The organism is Streptomyces sp. NPDC002537 (assembly GCF_053594975.1).
Window position 1 is genome coordinate 39,108 of the sequence record NZ_JBSFWT010000005.1, and the last position, 23,694, is coordinate 62,801.

A 23,694-nucleotide genomic window follows, 5' to 3' on the forward strand; every position below is an offset into this window, starting at 1 on the left:
CTCCTTCCGCCCGCGCCACCGCTCCGGGTGGCCGTCCCCACCGATTGTCCCCCGGACTCCCGGCCGCGCCACCGCCGCCTTCCACGGCGGCCGCGCGCCCTCACTCGACGCAGGGCACTCCGCCCATCTTGACGGCCTCGCCCTGGAAGGCGTCCGACGGCACGGGCGAGGGCTCGCCCGCCTTCGCGTCACCGCCGGAGGGGTGGGGCGAGGGGGAGGGCGGGGGCGACGAGGTGAAGCCCACGCCGAGGGTCACGACGACGCGTCCGGCGGAGAGCGTCAGGTCCGGGGTGGCGCTCACCCCGTGCTGCGCCGCGATCCGCTGGGCCGCCGCCTCGGAGCCCTTGCCGTACACGACGGAGGTCGTACGGGAGGACGGCGCGTTGGCGACCTGGCCCGTGCGGTAGCCCAGCGCCGCCAGCGCCTTGGACTCGCCCGCGGCGGCGCCCGGCGTGCCCGAGGCGTTCCGCACGTCCACGGTGGTCGACGCCGCGTCCACGGGCGCCACGCTCTTCTCCGGCACGGACGGCGCGTCGGGGGCCGGCACCTGATGGCCGATCATCGCCTGAACGAGGGATCTCACCTTCACGGGATCCACGAGGTTGACGGCCTCCCCCTTTCGGGTGGCGAATCCGGCGATCGGCAGCGTGTGGAACTCGGCGTTGCCGCCCGTGAGGTTGGGGGCCTGCTGGGCGAAGTCCAGAATGTTCCATCGGTCGTCGATGACGACGTCCTTCTTCACGACGTCGAACAGCCCCTGGAGCTTGCCGAGGTCGCCCCACACCCCCTGGGACTTGAGCTTGTGCGTGACGGACGAGATGAAAGCCTGCTGACGGTGGGTCCGGTCGAGGTCGCCGCCGGTCAGACCGTGCCGCTGCCGTACGAAGGCGAGGGCCTGGCGGGCGTTCAGCTCCTGGAGCCCGGCGGGGAAGTCGGCGCCGGAGTAGCGGTCGTGGACCGGCTTCTTCAGGCACACCTGCACCGGCTGCACCACCTTGGCGATGTCGTAGAAGCCCAGCAGGTTGACCTCGGCGAAGTGGTCGATCGGCACCCCGAGGAACTGCTGCACGGTGGCCAGGGTGGCCTCCCGGCCCGCCTCCCGGCTCCGGTGCTCCAGCTCGGCGCCCTTGACCCCCTGGGCGGTGAGCTTGTCCTCCGCCTCCGCCTTGGCGATGCCGTACGCCTCCTTGATCTTGTGCTCCCCGCGGCCGCCCGCGATCTCGACGTAGTCGTCGCGGGGGATCGAGAAGGCGGTGACCTTGCCACCGTCCGCTGGGATGTGCATCAGGATCAGCGTGTTGGTGTTGTAGCCGCCGATCTCGCTGGATCCGGCGTGCAGTTCCTGCTGGACGAACTCCTTGGGGAGGTCGTTGCCGTCCATGTCCTTGCGGCTGTCCAGGCCGATCAGCAGGAGGTTCACCGAGTCGTCCAGCTTCGGCGGCGCGCCCTTGCGGAGCGCGTCCAGCGCGCTGGAGGTGATGAGCCCGTTGTTCAGCCAGTGGTACGCGAACCAGCCGACGCCGCTGGTCAGCATGACGGCCGCCGAGGTCAGGCAGACGGCGAGCCGGGCGGCGGCCGCGGCGCGCACAGGGCGCCCGGCGCGGCCGCGGCCGTGGGTGTCACGGCGGCTCGGCGCCCGGTCGGCGGAACGGTGTCGGTCACGCATGGACGGCCCTCCTGTATCGCCTGGACCGTACGGTACGCAGCGTCAGGACCGCGAGCGCCGAGAGCTCGGCGGCGGCCATGGCGGGGAAGGAATCGATGGCCCAGTGCAGCGCCGTGGCCATCGCTGTGGTCGTGTCGGCGCCGGTGGCGGACGAGTCCAGCAGGAGCCGTGCGGTGAAGGCCACCACGGCGATGGCCAGCGGGGGCAGCGCGAACGCCCACCAGGTCTGCGCGCCGGTGCAGGCCACGGCGGCGAGCGCGGCGGAGGCGGCCGCCGCCAGCGCGAAGATCCAGCCCAGCCCGCTGCCGAACGCCTCGTCCAGCACGGCCCCCACCGCCAGCAGCGCCGCCGAGACGAGCAGCGCGGGCCGGGGTCCGTGCCCCCGGGGGCCGGCGGCGCTCCGCGCGGGCTTCCGGCCGGTTCTCGGCCCCGGGACCCGCGCGGGCGCATGGGGTGCGGTGCGGGGCCGCGTGGCCTGCCGCCCCGCCCTCTCCCCCCGGGTCTCGATCCGCCTGCCGGCCATGCGCGCTCCCCATCCGTTCGGGCGGCCGCCGCGCACGACGGCCGCTCTACTTGCTCAGTTGCGCAATATAGCAAGTGTTGGTCATAGGTCAGCCGAGAGTGCTCATCCGACCCGACAACAGGATGGGCGTACCGGAAACCCGCGAACAGACACGACACCGTACGGGTACTCGCGCACCCGCGCTGATCGGCCGTCAGCCGACGTTGACCCCGAAATCCGTTGCGATGCCGCGCAGGCCGGAGGCGTAACCCTGGCCGACGGCACGGAACTTCCACTCGTTAGCGTGGCGGTAGAGCTCGCCGAAAATCATCGCCGTCTCGGTCGAGGCATCCTCGGTGAGGTCGTAGCGGGCCAGCTCCCGGTCGTCCGCTCGGTTGACCACGCGGATATAGGCGTTGCGCACGTGCCCGAACGCCTGGCCCCGGAGCTCGGCCTCGTAGATGGAGACGGGGAAGACGATTTTGGCGACCTCGGCGGGGACGCGCGCCAAGTCCACGTGAATGGTCTCGTCGTCGCTGGCGCCGGTGCCGCCGGTCAATTCGTCGCCGGTGTGCTGCACGGAACCGTCGGGGCTGGCGAGATTGTTGAAGAACACGAAATGACGGTCGGAGACGACCTTGCCGGACGCGCCGCACAGCAGCGCACTGGCATCGAGGTCGTAGTCCGCACCGGTGGTGGTGCGCGACTGCCAGCCGAGGCCGACCGCCACGGCCGTGAGCCCCGGGGCCTCCTTGCTCAGGGAGACGTTGCCGCCCTTGGCCAAGGTCACACCCATGAATTACCTCCACGCATCGGGTCACTTAAATGGTTGCGCAACCATGAAAGTGTAACGCGGCGGGGTCCGGACAGACCTTTCCCGTCCCCCTTGCCCGCAACACGCCGTCCGCTCCCCCGAGTTCACGTCAACGCAGAGGTGGGTGACCTCCGACATGAAACGTCGAATTCCGTACACCGCCGCCGGAATCCTCGCGGCCGCCGCGCTCGCACTGGGCGCGACCCCCGCGTCCGCGAAGGGCGTGATGGACATCGCCGCGCCCGCGCACCCCGTGCGCACCGGCCAGACCGTCCACGTCAGCGGGGAGGGGGGCGACGACGCGGCCCGCTTCCTGCGCGCCTGCGTCCTGGAGCGCGGCGGCCGGCACGGCGCGTGGCACACGGTGGGGTGCGGCAGGACGGCGGCCTCGGGCGCCTGGGCCACGGTCGAGACGGCCGTACGCCCCCAGCACCCCGGGGTGCTCCAGCTCCGCGGGGTGCTGTACGGCCTCGACACCACGGACGACCCCCATCCGGACGAACTGCGGAGTTCCCCCGTGACCACGGTCCGTGTGAACTGACCCCCGCGGGACCGTCGCGTCCGAACCCTTGACGCAACTCTGGTCCAGTCCAACGATGTTCACCGCGCAACCGGTCCCCCACCTGTCACGCACGACCGGCTCACCGGGAGCATCGATGAGACGAATACCCACCTTTCACACCCTTTTCATGGCATTCGCCACGGCGGCCGCCGGGCTGGCGCTGAGCGGTGGCGGTACGGCGCACGCGAGCGCCCCGCCCGCGCGCACGACGGCCGCCGCACCCCTGCCCGCCCACGTCTTCGCGCCCTACTTCGAGAGCTGGACGTCCGGCAGCCCGGCCGCGCTGTCCGCGCAGTCGGGCGCGAAGTACCTGACCATGGCCTTCCTCCAGACCGAGGCGAAGGGCTCCTGCACGCCCTACTGGAACGGCGACACGAGCAAGCCCGTGTCGCAGTCCGTCTTCGGCGCCGACTTCACCACCATCCGGAACAACGGCGGCGACGTCATCCCGTCCTTCGGCGGCTACGCCGCGGACAACGGCGGCACCGAACTCGCCGACAGCTGCACGGACGTCGGGAAGATCGCCGCCGCGTACGAGAACCTCGTCACCACCTACGGGGTGACCCGGCTGGACCTCGACATCGAGGACAACTCCCTGACCAACAGCGCCGGGATCGACCGCCGGAACCAGGCGATCAAAATCGTGCAGGACTGGGCGGCGAGCACCGGGCGCCCCCTGCAGTTCTCGTACACCCTGCCCACCACGACCCACGGACTGGCCGACAGCGGGCTCGCCGTGCTGCGCGGCGCCGTGGCCGCCGGCGCCCGCGTCGACGTCGTCAACATCATGACGTTCGACTACTACGACGGCGCGACCCACGACATGGCCGCCGACACGCGGAGCGCCGCCGAGGGCCTGCACGGGCAGCTGGCCGGGCTGTACCCGGCGAAGTCGTCCGCCGAGCTGTGGGCCATGACCGGGGTCACCGAGATGCCGGGCATCGACGACTACGGCCCCGCCGAGACCTTCACCACCCAGGACGCGCCGAAGGTCTACGACTGGGCGGTCTCGCAGGGCATCAACACCCTTTCCTTCTGGGCCCTCCAGCGCGACAACGGCGGCTGCCCCGGTACCAAGGGCTCCGACTCCTGCTCCGGGATCGCGCAGGACACCTGGTACTTCAGCCACGCCTTCGCGCCCTTCACCGGCGGCGGCGCCCCGACGACACCCGACTTCTCGCTCTCCGTCTCCCCCTCCTCTGCGTCCGTTCCCCCGGGCGGCGGGGCGAGCGCGACGGTGAACACCGGCGTGGTCGCGGGGACCGCCCAGACCGTGGACCTGTCGGCGAGCGGGGCGCCCGCCGGTGTGACCGTCTCGCTCAGCCCCGCCTCCGTGACGGCCGGCGCCTCCGCGCGCCTGACCGTCACCACCACCGCGGCCGCGGCGCCCGGCAGCTACCCCGTCACCGTCCGCGGAACCGCCCCGTCGGGCACGCACACCGCCACGTACACCCTGACCGTCACCGGTCCCGGCGGCACCGGGCCGCTCGTCAACGGTGACTTCGAGACCGGCAGCGTGAGCCCCTGGTCGTGCCAGACCGGGAGCACGGTCGTCGGCTCACCGGTGCACGGGGGCGCCCACGCCCTCCAGGTCGCGCCGGCCGCCGACCGTACCGGCCAGTGCGAGCAGACGGTGACCCTCGCGCCCAACTCCGCGCACACGCTGACCGGCTGGGTCCGGGGCGACTACGCCTACATCGGGGTCGCCGGCGGGGCGACGGCGAGCCAGTGGGCGTCGTCCGACGCGTGGACCCGGCTGACCGTGCCCTTCACGACCGACGCGACGGGCAAGGTCACGGTGTACGTCCACGGCTGGTACGGCCAGGGCAGCGTCTACGCGGACGACTTCTCGCTCACCTGACCGCCGTCACCGCCCCTGCCCTGGCGGACCTCCTCGCCCAGGCGGCACAGCGTGTCGGGCGGGAAGGCCTTGCGGATCAGGGGGAAGACGTCGTGCTCCTCGTGCCGGACGTGCTGGCCGACCTCGCGCTCCAGGGCGCGGACGCGCGCGTCGAAGCCGGGCTCGTACACCGTGCTCGACTCCAGCCCACGCAGCATGGCCGTCAGGCGCTCCTGGCCGCCGGACTCCTTCTCGACGAAGGTGTCGCCCTCGGCGAGCCGGGCGCGCACGGCCGGGTAGAGGTACTGCTCCTCCGCCGCCGAGTGCCGGGCCAGCTCGGCGGCCACCTCCTCCAGGAGGTCCTCGCGGCCGACGTCCTCGAGGCGGGTCCGGTGGATCGACTGGAACAGCGCCTCGAGCACCCGGTGGTCGGCCTCGAGCTCGGTGATGATGTCGGTACGTGCCATCGGGTGCCCCTTCCGGTCACCCGTATTCTCGCGCCCTCCCGGCCGCCCCGCACCACGGGGCGCGGGTCAGGACCCGCCGCCCCCCTGCCACGCCCCCGTGACCGCCGCGACCACCACGGACCCGATCACGATCAGACGGTGCGTCACCGCGTCGAGCTGCTGCCGCTCCGCGGCCGGCACGTGCCACTCCTCCCACCAGGCGACCTGTTCCTGGGTGAGGGTGCCGGGCGGCTCCGCGTCCCAGGCGGCGCGCAGCCGGTCCGCGAGCGGTATCGCGGCGCCGGCCTGGTCGGCGTAGGCGGAGACCAGCGCGGTCATGTGGCTGGTGGGCAGTCGTCTGTACCACTGGTCGCGCAGCGTGGCGGCGAGGGCGGCCACGTCCTCCAGCCACAGCACGTGCTGGGACACCCAGCCCTGCGGGTCACGGCTCGCGGGCATGTCCGGGAGCAGGCGCGGTTCCAAAGCGTCGCGGTGGGCGAGGAGGGCGCTCCCCAGCGCCTGTTCCTCACCATGGGGGATCCAGACGCCCTGGCCCAGGGCGATCGCGGCGGCCTCGACGGCATCAACGGCTCGGGTCATTTGATCACTTTACGGTGCGGATGCGCGCGTTCCGCACGGGCCTGCACGGTCCTGCAGGGAACGCGCGCGCTTCCGCTCCCGACGAGGCATCATGGCCGGGTGACGAGCCTCGGGCTTCCTTCCGGCATCCGCGCCTGTCTGTTCGACCTCGACGGCGTGCTCACCCGCACGGCGACGGTGCACGCCGCCGCGTGGAAGGAGATGTTCGACGCGTTCCTCCGGTTGCGCGACGGGCCGGACTACCGGCCGTTCGACGCGGTCGCGGACTACGACGAGTACGTGGACGGGATGCCCAGGGCGGACGGCGTCCGGTCCTTCCTCGCGTCGCGGGGCATCACGCTGCCCGAGGGCGGCCCCGACGACCCGCCGGAGCGGGACACGGTGCAGGGGCTCGGGACGCGGAAGAACGCGATCGTCCTCCAGAAGATCAAAGAGATGGGCGTGGAGGCGTACGAGGGCTCGGTCCGCTATGTGCACGCGGTCCGTTCGGCCGGGCTGCGGCGGGCGGTGGTCTCCTCCAGCGCCAACTGCCACGACGTGCTGGTCGCGGCGGGCATCGACGACCTCTTCGAGGTCCGCGTGGACGGTGTGGTGGCCGCCGAGCGGGGGCTGCCGGGCAAGCCCCACCCGGACACCTTCCTGGCCGCGGCGCGGGACCTCGGGGTGGAGCCCGCGCAGGCGGCGGTCTTCGAGGACGCCCTGGCGGGCATGGAGGCCGGGCGGGCGGGCGCGTTCGGCCTCGTCGTCGGCGTGGACCGCGTCGGGCAGGCCGCCGCGCTGCGCAGCCATGGCGCGGACGTGGTCGTCGAGGACCTGGGGCAACTGCTGGGAGGTTCCGCGTGATCACCCATCCGGCGTACGCGGTCGAGCCCTGGTGCCTGCGCGAGACCGAGCTCAACCTGGAGGTGCTGCCGCAGAGCGAGTCCGTGTTCGCCCTGGCCAACGGGCACATCGGCTGGCGCGGCAACCTGGACGAGGGGGAGCCGCACGGTCTGCCGGGCTCGTACCTCAACGGGGTGTTCGAGCTGCGGCCGCTGCCGTACGCCGAGGCGGGCTACGGCTATCCGGAGTCGGGCCAGACCGTCATCGACGTCACCAACGGCAAGGTGATCCGGCTGCTCGTCGACGACGAGCCGTTCGACCTGCGGTACGGGCGGCTGCTCGGGCACGAGCGGGTGCTCGACTTCCGTTCGGGGCTGCTGTCCCGCACCGTGGAGTGGACGTCGCCCTCGGGCCGGACGGTGCGGGTGCGCTCCACACGGCTGGTCTCCTTCACCCAGCGGGCGGTCGCGGCCGTCGCCTACGAGGTCGAGCCGGTCGACGCCGAGGTGCGGATCGTGCTGCAGTCGGAGCTGGTCGCCAACGAGCAGCTGCCCAAGGCGGGTGGTGACCCCCGGGTGGCGGCGGTGCTGGAGTCGCCGCTGGTGCCCGAGGAGCACTTCGCCGAGGAAGGAACGCTGCGGCTGGTGCACCGGACCGAGCGCAGCGGGCTGCGGGTGGCGGCGGCCGCGATCCACACGGTGGACGGGCCGGAGAAGCCCCGGACGTACTCGCAGAGCAGCGACAACCTGAGCCGGTTCACGGTGACGTCGGTGGTGCGGCCGGGGCAGCGGCTGCGGCTGGAGAAGACGGTCGCGTACGGCTGGTCGGCGGTGCGGTCGCTGCCCGCGGTGCACGACCAGGTGGACGCGGCGCTGGCGGGTGCCACCAGCACGGGCTGGCAGGGGCTGTGCGACGAACAGCGGGCGTATCTGGACGAGTTCTGGGACCGGGCCGACGTCGAGGTGGACGGGGACGCGGAGATCCAGCAGGCGGTGCGGTTCGCGCTGTTCCACGTCCTGCAGGCGGGGGCGCGGGCGGAGTGCCGGGCCATCGCGGCGAAGGGGCTGACCGGGCCGGGGTACGACGGGCACAGCTTCTGGGACACCGAGACCTTCGTGCTGCCGGTGCTGACCTGCACGGCGCCGCTGGCGGCGGCGCAGCCGCTGCGGTGGCGGCACGCCACGCTGCCCGCCGCGCTCAACCGGGCGAAGACGCTGGGGCTGGAGGGGGCGGCGTTCCCGTGGCGGACGCTGGACGGTGACGAGTGCTCGGCGTACTGGCCCGCGGGGACGGCGGCGTTCCATGTGAACGCGGACATCGCGGACGCCGTGGTGCGCTATCTGCACGCGACGGACGACGAGACCTTCGAGCGTGAGGTGGGGCTGGAGCTGCTGGTGCAGACGGCGCGGCTGTGGCGTTCGCTGGGGCACCACGATCCGCAGGGGCAGTTCCACATCGACGGGGTGACGGGCCCGGACGAGTACAGCGCGATCGCCGACGACAACGTCTACACCAACCTGATGGCACAGCAGAACCTGCGTGCGGCCGCGGATGTGGCGGAGCGCCATCCCGATCTGGCGGCCGGCCTCGGCGTGGACGACGAGGAGACGGCGGCCTGGCGGGACGCGGCGTCGCGGATGACGCTGCCGTACAACGAGACGCTGGGGGTCCACGAGCAGTCGGCGGACTTCACCGGTCATCAGCACTGGGATTTCGCGGGGACGCGCCCCGACCAGTATCCGCTGATGCTGCACTTCCCGTATTTCGACATCTATCGCAAGCAGGTGATCAAGCAGGCGGATCTGGTGCTCGCGATGTATTTGCGGAGCGATGCGTTCACGGACGAGGAGAAGGCGCGGAATTTCGCGTACTACGATCCGCTGACCGTCCGGGACTCCTCGCTGTCCTCGTGCGTACAGGCCGTGATGGCCGCGGAGGTGGGGCATCTGCGGCTGGCGTACGACTATCTCGGCGAGGCGGCGATGATGGACCTCTCCGACCTGGAGAGCAATACGCGGGACGGGGTGCACATCGCCTCGCTGGCGGGCACCTGGATCGCGCTGGTCGCGGGGTTCGGCGGGATGCGGCACCGGGACGGCACGGTCTCGTTCGCGCCCAGGCTGCCCGAGCAGTTGGGGCGGATCTGCTTCACGGTGCAGGTGCTGCGCCGCCGGCTGCGGGTCGAGATCACCGGTGAGACCGTGACGTACTCCCTGCTGGAGGGCGAGCCCCTGGAGGTCGGGCACTACGCGGAGCGGCTGGTGATGACGCGTGAGCAGCCGGTGGCCAGGAAGGTGCCGACGACGCCCGACAGGCCCGAGCCGGGCCAGCCCGCGGGCCGGCGGCCCGCTCACCGCGGCTGGGCGGCGGCCCGGCCCGACGGTGAGCGGCGGACCTGATCCGCCGTTCCCCCGGGGCGGGTTGACGGCGGTGCGCACAATGGTTCCCATGCCTGGTGAAGAGACCAACCCGCTGCGCCGGTTCTCCCTGGACGAGCTGCGGCTGCGTACGAGCGCGAAGTGGACGGCCCATCCGCCGGACGTGCTGCCCCTGTGGGTCGCCGAGATGGACGCCCCGGTCGCCGGGCCCGTGGTGCGGGCGGTGACGGAGGCGATGGAGCGGGGCGACACGGGCTATGCCGACGGCGCGGGGTACGCGGAGGCGCTGGCCGCCTTCGCGCGCGAGCGGTGGGCGTGGGACGGGGTGGTGGCGGAGCGCACGGCGATCGTGCCGGACGTGATGCTGGGGATCGTGGAGGTCCTCAAGCTGATCACCCGGCCCGGGGACGCCGTGGTGGTGAACTCCCCGGTCTATCCGCCGTTCTACGCGTTCGTCGAGCACATGGACCGGCGGATCGTCGAGGCGCCGCTGGGCGGGGCGGGCCGGATCGACCCGGACACGCTGGAGTCGGCGTGCCGGGAGGCCGTGGCGGGCGGGCGGCGGGCCGCGTTCCTGCTGTGCAGCCCGCACAATCCGACCGGGGCGGTGCACACCGCGGACGAGCTGGCGGCGGTAGCGGAGCTGACGGCCCGTCATGGCGTGCGGGTCGTCGTCGACGAGATACACGGGCCGCTGGTGCTGCCGGGCGCGCGCTTCGTGCCCTATCTGTCGGTGCCCGGGGCGGAGAGCGCGTTCTCCTTGATGTCGGCGTCCAAGGGCTGGCACCTGGCCGGGCTGAAGGCGGCGCTGGCCGTGGCGGGCCCCGGTGCCGCCGAGGATCTCGCCCGGCTGCCAGGGGAGGTGAGCCACGGCCCGAGCCACCTCGGCGTCATCGCCCACACCACCGCCCTGCGGCACGGCGGGGAGTGGCTCGACGCCGTACTGGCGGGGCTGGACGAGAACCGGCGGCTGCTCGCCGAACTGCTGGCGGAGCACCTGCCGGGGGTGGGGTACGCGCCGCCGGAGGCGACGTACCTGGCCTGGCTGGACTGCCGTTCGCTGGGGCTCGGGGACTCCCCCGCCGCGGTCTTCCTGGAACGCGGGCGCACAGCGCTGACGAGCGGGGTGCCGTTCGGTACGGGTGGTGCGGGGCATGTGCGGCTGAACTTCGCCACCTCGCCGGAGATCCTCACGGAGGCGGTCGGCAGGATGCGGCGGGCCTTGGACCGACGCCTCTGACGCCGGCGGGGCGGCCGCACGTCGAACCGTGCGACCGCCCCGACCCGCTCCCGGCCGTCAGTCCTGGACGACGACGTTCTCCGCCTGGGGTCCCTTGGCACCCTGGACGACGTCGTACTCCACCAGGTCGTCCTCGCGCAGTTCCTTGAAGCCGGCGCTCTGGATGGCGGAGAAGTGGACGAACACGTCCGGGCCCCCGTCATCCTGCGCGATGAAGCCGAAGCCCTTTTCCGCGTTGAACCACTTCACTTTGCCTGTTGCCATGTGCGCTTTCCTTCTTCCTTGCCGCCGGCACGACTTCGACGCACCGGTTCCAGCCCCCGAACTTTCCCCTGCTCAGGGGCGGTGGAATCGCTCCGGAGCCGTTCGTTCACCCTCCGGGGGGAATGCGGGGGCGAGCGGTGAACGTGACTCCCCTTTCCGGCCGGGCCGGAAAGGCGTATTCGACCTATAATCGGCCCATGGCCGTCTTCGCGGGGCCACGGAGAGTTTCCTCCCAGCAGATCGCCTCGATGGAGCAGATCGAGGCCTGCCACTGTCTGTGCGCGGTCGCCCATCGCGGCCATCAGGTGTGCTCGGAGGACGCCTGCCCCGACCTGCGGCTCACCTTTCACCTCCCCGTGCTGGGCGAGGTGTCCTTCCCGGTCTGCGGCCCGTGCTTCGACGCGGCGCAGGCACGGTGGCACCGGTGGTCCGCCGCCTGACCTGCCGCACGGCGACAGCCGGACCGAACTTCCGGCTGTCGCCGTGCCGGGTGGCGCGTGACCGCCGACGTGCTCGGCGGGGCGGCGCGGTCCGGCGCCTGGACGATGCTCCGGGCCGGTGCCTCAGCGCTTCACGTGGGCCAGCTCGCGCCGCGCCTGGGCCAGCTCCGCCCGCGCGACCGCGGGCTTCGCGTGCTGCGGGGCGGCGGCGGGCTTCGCGTTCGGTGTGGTCTTGCACGCGATGTCGGTGGCGCCCACCGGGTACAGCCCGTCCTTCTTGGCCTGGCCGCCCTGGTACTCGTAGTAGAGGTAGGTGTAGAACTCGATCCGCCGGGACGGGCCGCACGCCGTGTCGGCGGCGATCTGGTAGCTCATGGTCACGGTGCGGGTGGCGCCCGGCAGGACGGGGGCGTTGTAGACGACGGCGCCGCTCTGCTTGGTCGGCACCGTGCAGGAGGTCGTGTCACCGGTGCAGGTGGTGAACGCGTACTTCAGGGCCGGGTCCTGCTGGGTGTTGTACGTCGGCTGGATCGACTGGTAGACGAACTGGGCGTTCGTCGTCTGGTCGTTGGTGAACTTCAGGGTGATGTTCACCGTGGAGCCGGGAGTCGCGGACGCCTTGTCCACGGTGATGCTCATGGGATCGACCGGTGCGGCGGAGGCCGACTGGGCCGTACCGAGCAGGGCGACGACGGACGCGAGGGCTGCGGACAGGCTGAGCCGTCCCAATGTTGTTCTGCGCATGGCGACGGAGATTAGACAGAGGCCCTCACCCTTGGCTGCACCGCCCGATCAGGACCGGCCAGCCCCGACAACCGGAATGTGACTTCCGGAGCAGGTGTGAGCCACGTGACACTGTTGCAGCGGTGTTGCGAGTTGGCCGAGAATTATTGGTGAGGCCGGTGTGGAGGGTGTGTGGAGGCGGTCGGGTGCCGCCCACGGCCGGGCAGCGGCCGCACGCCAGGAGCACCGACGGCGATCCAGCACCTAGCATGCTGAATCATGGAACTCAGACACCTCGAGCACTTCGTGGCCGTCGCCGAGGAGCAGCACTTCACCCACGCCGCCGAGCGGCTGCGCGTCGCCCAGTCCGGAGTGTCGGCCTCGGTCCGCGCCCTCGAACGGGAGCTGGGCGCCGAGTTGTTCGTCCGCACCACGCGCCGCGTCGGGCTCACGGACGCCGGGCGGGCCCTGCTCGTCGAGGCGCGGCGCACCCTGGCCTGCGCGGCCGCGGCGCGGGAGGCCGTCGCCGCCGTCCAGGGTCTGATGGGCGGGACGCTGTCGGTCGGCACGGAGCAGTGCATGGGCACGGTCGACGCCGGGGCGCTGCTGGCCGCCTTCCACTCGCTCCATCCGCAGGTGGAGATGCACATGGAACAGGCGGGTTCCGGCCGGTTGCTGGAACAGGTCCGGCGGGGCGAGCTCGACCTGGCCTTCGTCGTGCACGACGACGTCCACGACGGGGTGCGGCTGCGCCGGATCGCCGAGGAGCCGCTGATGCTGCTGTGCCGGGCGGACCATCCGCTGGCGGGACTGAGCGGTCCGGTGCCCCTGTCGCGGCTGGCCGGGGAGGTGTTCGTGGACCTGCACCCGGACTGGGGCGCCCGGCGGGCGGCGGATCTCGCGTTCGCCGACGCGGGGGTGACCCGGAAGGTGGCACTCCAGGTCAATGACGTCTATACGCTGCTCGACCTGGTGTCACGGGGCCTGGGCGCCGCCGTGGTGCCACGGCCGGTGACGGTCAAGGAGCAGGCGCGCGGGCTGAGCGCGGTGCCGCTCGAAGGGCCGGTGCGGTGGAAGGTGGGGGTCGCGGTCCCGGCCGCGGGGCAGCCGACGGCGGCGGCGCGGGCCCTGCTGGCGACGATCGGGGAACACGGGGGCGATTGATCGGCGAGGGTGCTGAATGTGATCGCTACGGGATGTTGGACACCGCGTCACTTCCGGCGCAGAGTGGGGGCAGCTGACTCTCCGAGAAAGGCAGGCTGCACCCTCATGGCGCAAGAAGTACGCGGTGTCATCGCACGAGGCAAGGGCGAACCCGTCCGGGTCGAGACGATCGTGGTGCCCGACCCCGGGCCCGGCGAGGCCGTGGTGAAGATCCAGGCGTGCGGGGTGTGCCACACCGATCTGCACTACCGGGAGGGCGGCATCAACGACGAGTTCCCCTTCCTGCTCGGGCACGAGGCCGCGGGTGTGGTGGAGTCGGTCGGCGCCGGGGTGACCGAGGTGGCCCCCGGGGACTTCGTGATCCTCAACTGGCGTGCGGTCTGCGGGCAGTGCCGGGCCTGCCTGCGCGGGCGCCCCTGGTACTGCTTCGACACCCACAACGCCAAGCAGAGGATGACGCTCACCGACGGCACCGAGCTCTCCCCCGCCCTGGGCATCGGCGCCTTCGCGGAGAAGACGCTGGTGGCCGCCGGGCAGTGCACCAAGGTCGACCCCGCCGCCTCCCCGGCCGCCGCCGGGCTGCTGGGCTGCGGTGTGATGGCCGGTCTGGGCGCGGCGATCAACACCGGTGCGGTGGGGCGCGGTGACACGGTCGCGGTCATCGGCTGCGGCGGCGTGGGCGGCGCGGCGATCGCGGGTGCCCGGCTGGCCGGCGCCTCGAAGATCATCGCGGTGGACATCGCCGACAACAAGCTGGAGAAGGCGAGGTCCCTGGGCGCCACGCACACCGTCAACTCCCGTTCCGTCGACGGCGTCGAGGCGATCCGCTCGCTCACGGGCGGCTTCGGAGCGGACGTGGTGATCGACGCGGTGGGCCGCCCGGAGACGTACGAGCAGGCCTTCTACGCCCGCGACCTGGCCGGGACGGTCGTCCTGGTGGGTGTGCCGACGCCGGAGATGAAGCTGGAGCTGCCGCTGCTGGACGTCTTCGGGCGCGGTGGCTCGCTGAAGTCGTCCTGGTACGGGGACTGCCTGCCGTCCCGGGACTTCCCGATGCTCATCGACCTCTACCTCCAGGGGCGGCTGGACCTCGACGCGTTCGTCAGCGAGACCATCGCGCTGGACGAGGTGGAGGAGGCCTTCCACCGGATGGAGAAGGGCGATGTGCTGCGTTCGGTGGTGATGCTGTGATGGCGGCCCGCGTCGAACACCTCGTCACCTCCGGCACCTTCGCCCTCGACGGCGGCGTCTGGGAGGTCGACAACAATGTCTGGCTCATCGGTGACGACGAGGAGGTCCTCGTCGTCGACGCGGCCCACGACGCCGCCGCGATCGAGAAGGCGGTGGGCGGCCGCCGGCTGGTCGCGATCGTGTGCACCCACGCCCACAACGACCACATCGACGCGGCTCCCGCGCTCGCGGAGCGTACGGGCGCGCCCGTCCTGCTGCACCCGGCCGACCGTGAGCTGTGGGACGCGACGCACCCGGGCGTCACCCCCGGCCGGGAGTTGACGGATGGTCAGGTCCTGTCGGTGGCCGGTGCCGGGCTGACGGTGCTGCACACCCCCGGCCACAGCCCGGGTGGTGTCTGCCTGTACGCCCCGTCGCTGGGGACGGTCTTCACCGGCGACACGCTCTTCCAGGGCGGCCCCGGTGCGACGGGCCGGTCCTTCTCGGACTTCCCCACGATCATCGACTCCATCCGGGACCGGCTGCTGTCCCTTCCCCCGGAGACGGTGGTCCGCACGGGCCACGGCGACACCACCACGATCGGGGCGGAAGCCCCGTCCCTGCGGGACTGGATCGCCAGGGGACACTGACGGCAACGGGCGCCCCGGCTCGCCCCGGGGCGCCTTCGCGCGAGAAACCGCAGGTCGCCGCCTTGACGCCGGAAACCGCGGCCGGACACACCGTCATACGATTGCGTACCATGCGGGCGTGATCGCCTATGCCCCCGCAATCCTGTTCCTCGTTCTCTTCGGCATCGGCGTGCTGCGTGACCGCCGGCGCTTCAGCAACGCCGTCCATCTCGGACTCGCCTGTGTCTGCCTGCTGTTCGGGCTGGCGGCGACGGCCGACACCGCCACCGACCGCGGCCAGCAGACCCTGGAAGTGGTCCTGGTCGTCCTCCTCCTCGTCCCCTTGCTCGGCGCCTTCGTCCTGCCGGTGTTCCTGCTCGCCAACGGCGTGAAGATGATCCGCAAGGAGGGCCGCAGCCCGGGGAACCTGCTCTCCTTCCTCACCGGCCTCGCCCTCTTCGGCCTCATGGGCCTGACGCTGGCGGCCGCGAGCGCGCACTCCCGTGGCCTGGCGATCATCACCGGCACCGTCTTGCTGATCGCGGGCTATGTGTCGTTCCTCTTCTTCTGCTTCGTCGCCTACGCCTTCCTGTACGGCCGGATGCGGCCGCGCCGCGACGTCGACTTCGTGGTGGTCCTCGGCTCCGGGCTGATCGGCGGGCGGCGGGTGCCGCCGCTGCTGGCCAGCCGGCTGGAGCGCGGGCGCAAGGTGTACGAGGCGCAGGCCGCGCGCGGGAACCCGCCCGTCCTCATCACCTCCGGCGGCCAGGGTCCGGACGAGGAGCTTCCGGAGTCGCACGCCATGGCCGACTACCTCACCGAACGCGGTTTCCCCGCCGAGCACATCCGGCGCGAGGACAGGTCCCGCACCACCGAGGAAAACCTCGCCCGCAGCAAGGCCATCATGACGGCGGACCGGCCCGGCTACTCCTGCGTCATCGTCACCAACAACTTCCACGCCTTCCGGGCCGCCCTGACGGCCCGGAAGGCCGACGTCAACGGCCAGGTCGTGGGCTCCCCCACGGCCGCGTACTTCTGGCCCAGCGCGACCATCCGCGAGTTCGTGGCCGTCTTCCTCCACCACAAGCTCGTCAACTTCACGATCTGCGGCCTGATCGCCCTTCTCGGCGTACTCGCCTGGTGGCCGCGCTGAGACCGCGCCGGCCAGGACACGTGATCCTGCCGGGACTTCCGGCGCGCGCCGGTCCGTCACCGGCGCGTCGCGTTCGTCGCGGGTTGGTGACGACCGCTCCGTACTCGCCCTGTCGACGGCGTCCGCTTGGCAGGCTCGCACCCCTCACCACGGATCGAGGGGGATTCCTGATGCCGATGAGAATGCGGGCGGGCATGGCCGCACTGACGATGACGGCGGCGGTGCTGGTACCGGTCGCCGTCGGCGGCGCCGCCCAGGCGTCCGCGGCGAAGTGCGCACACCACACCACCGGCGTGTGCAAGGCGGCCGGCCGGCACCCGCGCGGGGCCACCGCGCAGTGCAAGGACGGCTCCTACTCCTACAGCGCGCACTTCAGCGGGACGTGCTCCCGCCACCACGGAGTGCGCTACTGGTACAGGTAGCCACCACCGGCGCGTCGCCCCGCGCCGTCCGGTGGCACGGCTCAGTGCCCGCCGCGCCGGGACGGGTCGGCGAGCTCGTCCGGGCGCGGTGGGCGGACATGGGCACGGGCGTCGGCGTCGCAGGCGCCGAACTGCTCGTAGTCGCGTCGGGCCTGTACGAGGGAGACACGGTTGGCGCCGCCGGCCATGGTCGGCCGGCGGAGCTGTTGCGGGTCGTCCTCCCAGAAGCAGACCGGACAGATCTCCCAGCCCCCGATGTCGCCGAGCGTCAGGTGCCCGCAACACGGGCACGGAAATCGCTTCTCCATGCGGAGAAGTCTCGCTCCCTCAGCGCAGGCGGGCGAGCGGATCGCCCGCCGGCTCGTACGGGTGCTCCTCCGGGAGGAGGCGGGTGGCCGCGTCGAGGTCGTCCGTCGTGACCAAGTGGTGGATCTCCCTGGCCAGGGGGGTGACGTCGGTGATGGAGACGGTCCATTCGTCCGCGTAGCGGCGGGACGCCTCGCCGGTGAGGCCGAGTTGGAGGGAGCGGTGCGGGAGGGCGCGGAGGCGGAGGTCGCGCTCGGGGTCCCATTGGACCCTCGCCGGAGCGGACTTCAGGGCGCGCCGCCAGGACTCACGGTCGGCGTGTACGTCCGGGTCGTAGTGGGACAGACAGGCGTTGGCCAGCGCCCAGTCGAAACCGGCGCGGTCGATCTCGATCGCGAGGACGCGCTCCTGGTCGGCCTTGGTGGCATAGCCGCAGCGGTACATCATCCACAGAAAAGAGGGCTTGATCCACGTCATGCGGTCCCGCTTCCAGGCCGGCGGGAAGCGGCCGTCGCGGGCGGCGGGGAGGGCGAGGTGAGGGGCGTATGCCTGGTAGACCGTGATCGTCCCGGCCGTGTGCACCGCGCGGATCCGGCGGTTCTGATCGTGCATGCGGCCAGTCTGACCGCACGCGCGACGAGGGAAAAGCGAATTACGGGCGGGGGCCGCGGCTCTGACGGAAGCGTTCGCCGACCACGCCCTGGTCGGTCTCCCACCACGGGCGGGTGAGTTCCGGGGCCGGGTGTTCCGACGCGGAGGACGCGGAGGACGCGGAAGACGCCGAGGACGCGGGGGCCGGGACGGTGGGGAGTTCCTCGTCGAGCCTGCGGTCCAGTTCCGCCGTCCTGGCGCCCTCGGCGCGGCGCCACTCGACGAACACCGCGATGAGGAAGGGCATCCCGACGAGTTCGGCGATCGACAGCATCAGTCCGCCGCCGAGCGCCTGGTCACGGTCCGGGCCCGGGCCCCAGCCGCGCTGCTGCGTCCCGTACCAGCCACCGGCGATCAGGGTGCCGCTGGTCATCACGACGATGCCGGGCACGGCGTCGACCAGCCCGTCGACGAAGACGAGCAGGGCCCGCACCGGGTGGCTGCACCAGGCGGGCAGCAGTTCCTCGCGGGTGAGCATGGGCAGGACGAAGAGGCTGCCCGCGGCCAGCAGGTGGAGGTACATCAGCCGGTGGACCGCACCGTCGCGCAGCGCCGTCTCGAAGTACGGGGTGAAGTAGATGCACAGCTCGGTGACGAGCACGAGCACGGTGCTGACGAACGGGAAGGTGAGCACCCGGAGCACCGGCCCGCGCATCGCGCGCGTCAGCCGTTCGGCGCCGCGGGCGGGCAGGGCGCGGCGGGCGAGGGCGAGGGGGTCGCCGAGGGCGAGCCCGAGCGGTGCGATGAGGTCGAGGAGAATGTTCTGCACCGCGGCGGGCCAGAAGAGGACCCGGTCGTAGACGGCGAGGGACGACAGGGTGGCGACGGCGATCGCCCCGAGGCCGACGGTGAAGAACGCGAGCGTACGGACGACGGGCCAGCGTTCCCCCTTGCGCACCACCCGGAACACACCCCATACGTAGAGGCCGCCGAGGAGCAGCAGGAGGGCGAGCCCGAAGGGGTCGGCCTGCCAGGTGCCGAAGGCCCGGGCGGTGGTGAGTTCGGGGAGGGGGTTCGTCGGTGACACGAGCGTCAGCGTAGACGGGCCCGTAATGGATCTACGGGGAGGTCCTCCGGCTTGGTTGTTTCATGGGAAAGCGGGGGTCAAGGCCAAGTTCGGGCCATCGTGGAGTCAATGGTTCACCAAGGAGTGGATCACATGAGGGAGCGGCCGCCGCCGTGGCGGGCGAGGTAGTCCCGCAGTGCGGGAAGCTGTGGCCGCAGCGGCCAGGGCACGGTGGAGACGACGGCGAGCCGGATCTCGGGGTAGTGGACGCGGGCGAGCTCGAAGGAGTGGACGAGCAGCCGCGTCGCCTCCGTGGGTTCGTGCAGCCCGCGCGGTGTCTCCTCCGCGGACTGGGGCGCGAAGCCGAACTCCGTCCACCACACCGGTTTGCCCCCGTCGCGGTAGGCCCGCATCGCCTCGGCGACGGCCGGGAAGTTGGTCATCCGGTCGATGCCCGGCGAGTCCTGCGACCAGGGGTCGCGCGCCCGTGCGTCCAGCCGCGGCCGGAGGGCGAGTACGTCGAAGTGGTCGCGGCCGCCCGCGGCGTAGATCTCCCGGAGGAAGCGGTGGTCGGTGTGGCACGGGCCGCCGAGCACGACGGGTGCGGGCTCGGGGGCGGAACGGAGGCCCTCGGCGCAGACGCGGAGGAGCGCGGCGTAGCGGGCGGTGCGCTCGGCGGGGTCGGTGATGCCGGTGGTGGCGGGCTGGTTCGGTTCGCACCAGACCTCCCAGGCGCGGACCCGGTCGCCGTGGACGGCGGCCAGCCACTGTGCCCAGAGGCGGATGGTGTCGGGGTCGTCGGGGAAGCGCGCGCACGGGTCGTGCGGGCCGGCGCCTGGGCGGGTCCACGGGGGTGACCCGTGGAGGGTGACGAGGACGTGGATGCGGCGTTCGGCCGCCGCGTCGAGCACTGCCGCGAGGCGCTGGTTGTAGGGGTGCCCCGGGTCCGGGGCACCGGGCTCGGGCTGGCTGTGGTGCCAGGACACGTCGAGGCGGACGAGTCCGACGCCGTACGCGCGGAGGGTGTCGAGGTCGTGGTGGAGGGCGGGGGTGGCCCTGCCGTCCTGCCAGTAGCCGCTGCCCATGCCGTGGAACGGCACGCCGAGCGAGGGGGGCGCGGGGTCGGCCGGGCGCTCCGGTCCGGTGGCCCGGCCGGCCGCGGCGATCGATGTTGCGAGAGCCGCTCCGGCGGCCGAGACGACGAAGGTACGGCGACTCATGACGGTCAGCCTGGCAGCCGTGGCCGCCGGGAACTGCCCCGTGCCATGGCCGTCACCCGTACAGGTGGAGCAGGCGGGATCTCGTAGCTCGCACCGGGCGCGCGTTCCCGCGCCGAAGTGCGCGGAGTGCGCCGGAGCACAGCCGGACCCGGCGGCTGCTCAGCGCGTGCGCGCCGCCGTCGCCGCGTCGAGGAGGGCGCGGGTCGGGGCCGTCTCCGGTACGCCCAGGCGCTCGAAGAGGGTGAGCGCCTCCTGGAGGTGGTCGTAGCCGCGGTCGGGGCGGCCGAGCCGGGGCAGTGCCTGTCCGAGTACGGCGTGGGCGAGGCCCTGGCAGTAGCTCTTGCCCAGTTCGCGGGCGATCCGCAGGGACTCCTCGGCGCAGGAGACCGCGTCCTCGTCGCGCCGTTCGTCGAGGCGGCACTCCGCGAGGCGGGCCCAGGCCAGTCCCTCCCAGCCGCGCTGGTGCTGGGCGATGAAGTGGCCGAGCGCGCCGCGCAGCCGGTCGGCGGCGTCGCCGGGGCTGCCGGTCCTGCGCAGCACGTAGCCGTGCTGGTAGAGCGTCATGGCGATGGTCGGTCCGTTGCCGGTCGCCTCGGCGAGCCGGACCGCATCGGCGGCCGCGCGTTCGGCCTGTCCGGGCTGGGCGAGCGCCAGGTGTACGCGGGCGGTGTTGGCGAGCACACGGGCCTCGCTGCCCTTGTCGTCGAGCCCGTCGCACAGGGAGCGGGCGAGCTCCAGCAGGGGGAGGGCCTCGGTGGGGCGGTCGGTGGCGAGGTGGAGGATGCCGAGCGCGTTGGCGGCGAGGTGACGGCACAGGGTGTCGTCGGCGTCCTCCGCGAGCCGCAGTGCCCGGGACAGTTCGCGCTCGGCGGCGTCGTACACGTCGGTCAGGTAGTGGAGGTTGCCGAGGGTGTAGCGGGCGCGGGCCTCGACGCGGGGTTCGTGGCGGGCCTGGGCGGTGTCGGCGGTGAGTTCGGAGAGCCTGCGCAGTTCCTCGCGGTGGGCGGGGCCTTCGATGAGACCGGACCAGGTGAGCAGCAGGTCGCCCGCGGGGCGCAGGGCGTCCGGCGCGCCGGGGACGGTCTGGGCGAGGAGGGACGCGAGGGGTATGTGTTCGTGCCGCAGCCATTGGCGGGCGTCGTCGGCGTCGGCGAAGGGCACGCCCGGCAGGGTGACCGGGTGGAGGTGGCGCTGGAGGGCGTGGTCGGGTTCGAGGGTGCGGGAGGCGTTGCCGACGGTGGCCAGGTGGTGGTCGAGCAGCCGTTGGACGGCGGCGGCGCGCTCGTCGAGGGTCTCGGTCTGTTCCGCCTGCCGACGCGCGTAGAGCCGGAGGAGGTCGTGGTAGCGGTAGCGGCCGGTGGCGTACGACTCCAGCATGCCCGCGTCGGCGAGGCCTTCGGCGAGGTCCTCGGCGGTGAACTCGTCGCAGTCGAGGAGGGCGGCGACGGCGCACAGGGACAGGTCGGGGGCGGCGGCAAGGGCCAGCAGGCGGAAGGCGCGGGCCTGGTCGGGGGCGAGGTGGGTGTAGCCGAGCCGGAAGGTGGCCTCCACGGTGAGGTCACCGGCCTGGAGTTCGTCCAGCCTGCGGCGTTCGTCGTCGAGCCGGGTGACGAGGGAGGCGATGGTCCAGCCGGGCCGGGCGGCGAGCCGGGAGGCCACGATGCGTACGGCCAGCGGGAGGTGGCCGCAGGCGGCGACGAGCGCGGCGGCGGCGCGGGGTTCGGCGGCGACGCGCTCGGCGCCGACGATGGCGGCGAGCAGCGAGAGGGCCTCGGAGGCACTGGCGACGCCGACGTGGAAGTGGCGGGCGCCGCCGAGGGTGATGGCGCGGGACCTGGTGGTGACGAGCACGGCACAGCCCGCCGTACCGGGCAGGAGGGGGCGGATCTGGGCGGCATCGCGGGCGTTGTCGAGGAGGAGCAGGACGCGGCGGTCGGCGAGCACGGACCGGTAGAGGGCGGCGCGTTGCCCGAGGTCGTCGGGGATGTCCGTTTCCGGGACGTCCAGGGCCTGGAGGAAGTGGGACAGGACGCTGCCGCTGTCGGCGGGGTGCGGGCCCGCGCCCTGGAGGTCGACGTAGAGCTGGCCGTCGGGGAAGTCGGGGCGGGCGGCATGGGCGGCGTGCACGGCGAGGGTGGTCTTGCCGACGCCGCCGATGCCGGTGAGCATGGCGATCATCACGGCGGGCCCGGAGGTCTCGGTGAGGGCGTCGCGCACGGACTGCACCAGCTCTTCGCGGCCGGTGAAGTCGGGGATTCCGGCGGGCAGCTGGAAGGGGACGGCCATGGGGCGGCCGGGGGCGGCGGATTCGGGCGCGGCGAGTTCCGGGGCGGGGGTGGCGAAGGCGAGGCCGGGGTCGGCGGCGAGCACCCGGGCGTGGAGTCCGGTGAGTTCGGGCCCGGGTTCGACGCCGAGTTCGGCGACGAGCAGCCGCCGGGTGTCCGCGTAGGCGGCGAGGGCGTCGACCTGCCGTCCGCAGCGGTAGAGGGCGAGGATCAGCAGGGCCCGCAGCCGCTCGCGCAGGGGGTGTTCGGCGGCGAGCGAGCTCAGCTCCGGGATGATCTCGGCGTGCCGTCCGAGGGTGAGGGCACAGTCGAAGAGGCCCTCCTGGGCGACGAGGCGGGCCTCGGCGAGCCGGTGCCGCTGGCGTTCGGCGTACGGGCCGGGGAGTCCGGCCAGCGCGGTGCCGTGCCAGAGGTCGAGCGCGGCGGCGTAGCGGGCGTGCGCGGTCTCGGTGTCCCCGGCCTCGCGGGCGTCGGCGGCCTCGGCGAGCCGGTGCTGGAAGACGACGGCGTCGACCTGTTCGGGCGGGACGCGCAGGGCGTAGCCGCCGGACGAGGAGACGAGGACGGTGGCCGGGGTCCTGGCCACGCGGCCGGGTTCGAGGAGGTTGCGCAGGCGGGAGGCGTAGGTGCGGATGGTGCCGAGCGCCTGGGGCGGGGCGAGCTCACCCCAGAGGGCGTCGATCAGTTCGTCGCTGGAGACCGTGCGGCCGCCGCGCAGGAGGAGGACGGTGAGCATGGCGCGCTGCTGGCGGGCGCCGAGCTCGATCTGCTGCCCGCCGAACTGCGCGCGCACGGGTCCGAGCAGTTGGAAGGAGAGCCCTGTACCGGATATTGCCGCGCTGCCGTCCATGTTTCCCCCGACGTTCCCCCGACCGCGCCGTGTCCGCTCCGCCCGGCGCCAAGGGGGACAGTATCTCAGTGCCCCGCCGGACCGGAGGAGTCAGGAGGGCGCCCGGTGTCCGTTTGTTGATCCTCTGTTGATCGTGGTGTCACATACTCGGTGCAGACCGAGTTCCACCCGCATGACAGGAGTTCCGCATGACCACCGAGGCCCCGAAGCCCGCCGAGGCCGGACAGCCCGCCGAGCAGAACACGCCGAGCGAGCAGGCCATCCTCGCCGGACTGGGCGCGCCCATCGAGCACGTGGAGGGCGAGAACCCGGGCATGCCGGGCACGGAGCCCCGCAGCCCGATCCGGCCGACCCACACGACCGGCGCCCAGTAAGCCTCGCGCGCGTGCCGGCCCTCCGGTGAGCGGCCGGTTCCGACGGCCCCGACCGCCTTCGCGGTCGGGGCCGTCGCGCATGCGGGCCGCGCCCGGACCCCGTCAAGGGCGGGCAAAGAATTATCCGGACGCCGTACGGGTTCTTGTCCGCTCAGCGCCCGGCGCCG

The 23,694-nt window shown here is 72.6% G+C and carries 24 protein-coding genes; 12 read left to right on the plus strand and 12 right to left on the minus strand.

Annotated features, from left to right (window positions below; genetic code table 11):
- Positions 1-100: 100 nt before the first annotated feature.
- The 3 genes from ACWD4A_RS03750 to ACWD4A_RS03760 form a co-directional block, all read right to left on the minus strand.
- Complete coding sequence (locus ACWD4A_RS03750) at positions 101-1,666, minus strand: LCP family protein (RefSeq protein ID WP_451189036.1); 1,566 nt, start codon at positions 1,664-1,666, stop codon at positions 101-103.
- Positions 1,659-2,189 (minus strand): DUF6542 domain-containing protein, encoded by a 531-nt coding sequence (locus tag ACWD4A_RS03755; protein ID WP_451189038.1) that lies wholly within the window; start codon positions 2,187-2,189, stop codon positions 1,659-1,661. Before ACWD4A_RS03755 ends, ACWD4A_RS03750 begins: the two co-directional genes overlap by 8 nt.
- 193 nt (positions 2,190-2,382) lie before the next feature.
- Positions 2,383-2,964 (minus strand): TerD family protein, encoded by a 582-nt coding sequence (locus tag ACWD4A_RS03760; protein ID WP_451189041.1) that lies wholly within the window; start codon positions 2,962-2,964, stop codon positions 2,383-2,385.
- 154 nt (positions 2,965-3,118) lie between these two features.
- Here ACWD4A_RS03760 and ACWD4A_RS03765 point away from each other — a divergent pair, with 154 nt between their 5' ends.
- Together ACWD4A_RS03765 and ACWD4A_RS03770 are read left to right on the plus strand one after the other, a co-directional pair.
- Positions 3,119-3,523: a hypothetical protein gene (locus tag ACWD4A_RS03765; RefSeq protein ID WP_451189044.1), complete on the plus strand. Its 405-nt coding sequence runs from the start codon at positions 3,119-3,121 to the stop codon at positions 3,521-3,523.
- A 148-nt stretch (positions 3,524-3,671) separates the two neighbouring features.
- Positions 3,672-5,405 carry a glycosyl hydrolase family 18 protein gene (locus tag ACWD4A_RS03770; RefSeq protein WP_451189047.1) on the plus strand — a complete coding sequence of 578 codons (1,734 nt, stop codon included), beginning with the start codon at positions 3,672-3,674 and terminating at the stop codon, positions 5,403-5,405.
- Here ACWD4A_RS03770 and ACWD4A_RS03775 read toward each other — a convergent pair.
- Together ACWD4A_RS03775 and ACWD4A_RS03780 are read right to left on the minus strand one after the other, a co-directional pair.
- Positions 5,378-5,851, minus strand: coding sequence for a hemerythrin domain-containing protein (locus tag ACWD4A_RS03775; protein WP_451189049.1), 474 nt, complete (start codon positions 5,849-5,851; stop codon positions 5,378-5,380). The two genes, ACWD4A_RS03770 and ACWD4A_RS03775, sit on opposite strands and share 28 nt — an antisense overlap.
- A 66-nt stretch (positions 5,852-5,917) precedes the next feature.
- On the minus strand, positions 5,918-6,430 hold the full coding sequence (locus ACWD4A_RS03780) for a hypothetical protein (protein WP_451189052.1): 513 nt from the start codon (positions 6,428-6,430) through the stop codon (positions 5,918-5,920).
- Between the two features lie 99 nt (positions 6,431-6,529).
- Between ACWD4A_RS03780 and ACWD4A_RS03785 the strand changes: the two genes are divergently transcribed.
- Genes ACWD4A_RS03785 through ACWD4A_RS03795 form a run of 3 tightly spaced genes read left to right on the plus strand, consistent with a single transcriptional unit; the run spans position 6,530 to position 10,870 of the window.
- Complete coding sequence (locus ACWD4A_RS03785) at positions 6,530-7,273, plus strand: HAD family hydrolase (RefSeq protein WP_451189055.1); 744 nt, start codon at positions 6,530-6,532, stop codon at positions 7,271-7,273.
- The gene (locus tag ACWD4A_RS03790) at positions 7,270-9,651 is read left to right on the plus strand and encodes a glycoside hydrolase family 65 protein (RefSeq protein ID WP_451189057.1); all 2,382 of its coding nucleotides are present in this window, start codon (positions 7,270-7,272) and stop codon (positions 9,649-9,651) included. Before ACWD4A_RS03785 ends, ACWD4A_RS03790 begins: the two co-directional genes overlap by 4 nt.
- A 49-nt stretch (positions 9,652-9,700) precedes the next feature.
- Entirely contained in the window at positions 9,701-10,870 is a 1,170-nt protein-coding gene (locus ACWD4A_RS03795; protein WP_451189060.1) for a MalY/PatB family protein, read from the plus strand.
- 57 nt (positions 10,871-10,927) lie between these two features.
- Here the strand turns inward: ACWD4A_RS03795 and ACWD4A_RS03800 are convergent, their stop codons facing one another.
- Positions 10,928-11,134 (minus strand): cold-shock protein, encoded by a 207-nt coding sequence (locus ACWD4A_RS03800; RefSeq protein WP_451189063.1) that lies wholly within the window; start codon positions 11,132-11,134, stop codon positions 10,928-10,930.
- 197 nt (positions 11,135-11,331) lie between these two features.
- On the opposite strand from ACWD4A_RS03800, the gene ACWD4A_RS03805 reads away from it, so the two are divergent.
- Positions 11,332-11,574, plus strand: coding sequence for a DUF6372 family protein (locus ACWD4A_RS03805; protein WP_451189066.1), 243 nt, complete (start codon positions 11,332-11,334; stop codon positions 11,572-11,574).
- A gap of 123 nt (positions 11,575-11,697) precedes the next feature.
- Here ACWD4A_RS03805 and ACWD4A_RS03810 read toward each other — a convergent pair whose 3' ends face one another.
- Positions 11,698-12,318, minus strand: a complete 621-nt coding sequence (locus tag ACWD4A_RS03810; RefSeq protein WP_451189069.1) for a hypothetical protein — start codon at positions 12,316-12,318, stop codon at positions 11,698-11,700.
- A gap of 258 nt (positions 12,319-12,576) precedes the next feature.
- Here ACWD4A_RS03810 and ACWD4A_RS03815 point away from each other — a divergent pair, with 258 nt between their 5' ends.
- The 5 genes from ACWD4A_RS03815 (at position 12,577) to ACWD4A_RS03835 (ending at position 16,835) form a co-directional block, all read left to right on the plus strand.
- Positions 12,577-13,461: a LysR family transcriptional regulator gene (locus ACWD4A_RS03815; protein ID WP_451189072.1), complete on the plus strand. Its 885-nt coding sequence runs from the start codon at positions 12,577-12,579 to the stop codon at positions 13,459-13,461.
- 105 nt (positions 13,462-13,566) lie between these two features.
- Positions 13,567-14,652, plus strand: coding sequence for an S-(hydroxymethyl)mycothiol dehydrogenase (locus ACWD4A_RS03820; protein ID WP_451189075.1), 1,086 nt, complete (start codon positions 13,567-13,569; stop codon positions 14,650-14,652).
- The gene (locus ACWD4A_RS03825; RefSeq protein ID WP_451189078.1) at positions 14,652-15,281 is read left to right on the plus strand and encodes an MBL fold metallo-hydrolase; all 630 of its coding nucleotides are present in this window, start codon (positions 14,652-14,654) and stop codon (positions 15,279-15,281) included. The genes ACWD4A_RS03820 and ACWD4A_RS03825 overlap by 1 nt, the downstream gene beginning before the upstream one ends.
- A 118-nt stretch (positions 15,282-15,399) precedes the next feature.
- Positions 15,400-16,413 (plus strand): YdcF family protein, encoded by a 1,014-nt coding sequence (locus ACWD4A_RS03830; RefSeq protein ID WP_451189081.1) that lies wholly within the window; start codon positions 15,400-15,402, stop codon positions 16,411-16,413.
- A 170-nt stretch (positions 16,414-16,583) separates the two neighbouring features.
- Positions 16,584-16,835: a DUF3761 domain-containing protein gene (locus ACWD4A_RS03835; protein WP_451189084.1), complete on the plus strand. Its 252-nt coding sequence runs from the start codon at positions 16,584-16,586 to the stop codon at positions 16,833-16,835.
- A gap of 41 nt (positions 16,836-16,876) precedes the next feature.
- Here the strand turns inward: ACWD4A_RS03835 and ACWD4A_RS03840 are convergent, their stop codons facing one another.
- The 5 genes from ACWD4A_RS03840 to ACWD4A_RS03860 form a co-directional block, all read right to left on the minus strand.
- Positions 16,877-17,143, minus strand: coding sequence for a CPCC family cysteine-rich protein (locus tag ACWD4A_RS03840; protein WP_451189086.1), 267 nt, complete (start codon positions 17,141-17,143; stop codon positions 16,877-16,879).
- Between the two features lie 19 nt (positions 17,144-17,162).
- The gene (locus tag ACWD4A_RS03845; RefSeq protein ID WP_451189089.1) at positions 17,163-17,753 is read right to left on the minus strand and encodes a DUF4291 domain-containing protein; all 591 of its coding nucleotides are present in this window, start codon (positions 17,751-17,753) and stop codon (positions 17,163-17,165) included.
- Positions 17,754-17,793: 40 nt separating this feature from the next.
- Positions 17,794-18,819 carry a cytochrome c oxidase assembly protein gene (locus ACWD4A_RS03850; protein WP_451189092.1) on the minus strand — a complete coding sequence of 342 codons (1,026 nt, stop codon included), beginning with the start codon at positions 18,817-18,819 and terminating at the stop codon, positions 17,794-17,796.
- 128 nt (positions 18,820-18,947) lie between these two features.
- Entirely contained in the window at positions 18,948-20,018 is a 1,071-nt protein-coding gene (locus tag ACWD4A_RS03855; RefSeq protein ID WP_451189095.1) for a hypothetical protein, read from the minus strand.
- Between the two features lie 159 nt (positions 20,019-20,177).
- Entirely contained in the window at positions 20,178-23,153 is a 2,976-nt protein-coding gene (locus ACWD4A_RS03860; protein WP_451189098.1) for an AfsR/SARP family transcriptional regulator, read from the minus strand.
- Positions 23,154-23,341: 188 nt separating this feature from the next.
- Between ACWD4A_RS03860 and ACWD4A_RS03865 the strand changes: the two genes are divergently transcribed.
- Positions 23,342-23,527, plus strand: coding sequence for a hypothetical protein (locus ACWD4A_RS03865; protein WP_451189101.1), 186 nt, complete (start codon positions 23,342-23,344; stop codon positions 23,525-23,527).
- The last annotated feature ends 167 nt before the right edge of the window (positions 23,528-23,694 follow it).

Excerpts from the sequence above, each read along its gene's own strand:
- ACWD4A_RS03865 (WP_451189101.1), top strand. The coding sequence starts at position 23,342 with ATGACCACCGAGGCCCCGAAGCCCGCCGAGGCCGGACAGCCCGCCGAG.
- ACWD4A_RS03845 (WP_451189089.1), bottom strand. The coding sequence starts at position 17,753 with ATGCACGATCAGAACCGCCGGATCCGCGCGGTGCACACGGCCGGGACG.
- ACWD4A_RS03820 (WP_451189075.1), top strand. The coding sequence starts at position 13,567 with ATGGCGCAAGAAGTACGCGGTGTCATCGCACGAGGCAAGGGCGAACCC.
- ACWD4A_RS03770 (WP_451189047.1), top strand. The coding sequence starts at position 3,672 with ATGGCATTCGCCACGGCGGCCGCCGGGCTGGCGCTGAGCGGTGGCGGT.
- ACWD4A_RS03810 (WP_451189069.1), bottom strand. The coding sequence starts at position 12,318 with ATGCGCAGAACAACATTGGGACGGCTCAGCCTGTCCGCAGCCCTCGCG.
- ACWD4A_RS03800 (WP_451189063.1), bottom strand. The coding sequence starts at position 11,134 with ATGGCAACAGGCAAAGTGAAGTGGTTCAACGCGGAAAAGGGCTTCGGC.
- ACWD4A_RS03765 (WP_451189044.1), top strand. The coding sequence starts at position 3,119 with ATGAAACGTCGAATTCCGTACACCGCCGCCGGAATCCTCGCGGCCGCC.
- ACWD4A_RS03795 (WP_451189060.1), top strand. The coding sequence starts at position 9,701 with ATGCCTGGTGAAGAGACCAACCCGCTGCGCCGGTTCTCCCTGGACGAG.
- ACWD4A_RS03775 (WP_451189049.1), bottom strand. The coding sequence starts at position 5,851 with ATGGCACGTACCGACATCATCACCGAGCTCGAGGCCGACCACCGGGTG.
- ACWD4A_RS03750 (WP_451189036.1), bottom strand. The coding sequence starts at position 1,666 with ATGCGTGACCGACACCGTTCCGCCGACCGGGCGCCGAGCCGCCGTGAC.
- ACWD4A_RS03815 (WP_451189072.1), top strand. The coding sequence starts at position 12,577 with ATGGAACTCAGACACCTCGAGCACTTCGTGGCCGTCGCCGAGGAGCAG.
- ACWD4A_RS03755 (WP_451189038.1), bottom strand. The coding sequence starts at position 2,189 with ATGGCCGGCAGGCGGATCGAGACCCGGGGGGAGAGGGCGGGGCGGCAG.
- ACWD4A_RS03840 (WP_451189086.1), bottom strand. The coding sequence starts at position 17,143 with ATGGAGAAGCGATTTCCGTGCCCGTGTTGCGGGCACCTGACGCTCGGC.
- ACWD4A_RS03855 (WP_451189095.1), bottom strand. The coding sequence starts at position 20,018 with ATGAGTCGCCGTACCTTCGTCGTCTCGGCCGCCGGAGCGGCTCTCGCA.
- ACWD4A_RS03860 (WP_451189098.1), bottom strand. The coding sequence starts at position 23,153 with ATGGACGGCAGCGCGGCAATATCCGGTACAGGGCTCTCCTTCCAACTG.
- ACWD4A_RS03780 (WP_451189052.1), bottom strand. The coding sequence starts at position 6,430 with ATGACCCGAGCCGTTGATGCCGTCGAGGCCGCCGCGATCGCCCTGGGC.
- ACWD4A_RS03805 (WP_451189066.1), top strand. The coding sequence starts at position 11,332 with ATGGCCGTCTTCGCGGGGCCACGGAGAGTTTCCTCCCAGCAGATCGCC.
- ACWD4A_RS03760 (WP_451189041.1), bottom strand. The coding sequence starts at position 2,964 with ATGGGTGTGACCTTGGCCAAGGGCGGCAACGTCTCCCTGAGCAAGGAG.
- ACWD4A_RS03825 (WP_451189078.1), top strand. The coding sequence starts at position 14,652 with ATGGCGGCCCGCGTCGAACACCTCGTCACCTCCGGCACCTTCGCCCTC.
- ACWD4A_RS03835 (WP_451189084.1), top strand. The coding sequence starts at position 16,584 with ATGCCGATGAGAATGCGGGCGGGCATGGCCGCACTGACGATGACGGCG.